Origin of the sequence: Micromonospora deserti, from assembly GCF_003236335.1 — a bacterium.
Classification (GTDB): Bacteria; Actinomycetota; Actinomycetes; order Mycobacteriales; family Micromonosporaceae; genus Micromonospora; species Micromonospora deserti.
This window is the reverse complement of the sequence record NZ_POUB01000532.1, coordinates 1-748: the sequence shown is the minus strand read 5'-3', so window position 1 is coordinate 748 and position 748 is coordinate 1. Positions and strand designations below refer to the sequence as shown.

The window sequence follows — 748 nt, the reverse complement described above, 5'->3', positions numbered from 1 at the left end:
GGGTGTGGGCGGGGACAGCCATGGATGCATGGTGACCGCCGGGTACGACACTCCGATCCGGACGGTGGCGCGGGCGCACGCGCCTCACCCCCGTGCCCGAGATCGCCAACGGAGCCCGCCCGGCAGGGCGCCAACGGAGTTCGCTGGTGGGGTCACCGGTGCCGGCCGCGCCGGAACCGGTGCTGGACAACTTCAGTTAACAATCCTAATAATTGGGCATCCGTCGATCCGACGGCCCTCGTACCGGGAGGTCCGGATGCGTCGTCATGCCCGAAACATGTTGCTGGCCGCGGTCGCGGCCCTCGTCACCGCCGCAGCCACCACGCTCGCGGTGGCCGCACCTGCCCGCGCCGCCGGGCCGACCGCCAGCTTCGTCAAGACCTCCGACTGGGGCACCGGCTGGGAGGGGAAGTACACCATCACCAACGGCGGCTCCAGCACCATCACCGGCTGGCAGGTGGCCTTCACCCTGCCCACTGGCACGACCCTCGGCTCGTACTGGGACGCCACGGTGAGCAGCGCGGGGCAGCGGCACACCTTCACCAACCGGTCGTGGAACGGCACCATCGCCCCCGGCGCCTCGGTCTCGTTCGGCTTCCTGGCCACCGGCTCCGGCTCGCCCACCGACTGCACCCTCAACGGCGACCCGTGCGGCGGCGGCACGCCCACCACGCCGCCCTCCACCACCGCACCGCCGACCACGCCCTGTCTCTTATCCACATCTCCGAGCCCACGAGACTAGCGCTCA

General features: G+C 71.0%; 1 pseudogene. It reads left to right on the top strand.

The window, feature by feature from the left end:
* Positions 1-277 precede the first annotated feature (277 nt).
* Positions 278-733, top strand: a pseudogene (locus C1I99_RS31760) (cellulose binding domain-containing protein); the annotation flags it as partial.
* Positions 734-748 lie beyond the last annotated feature (15 nt).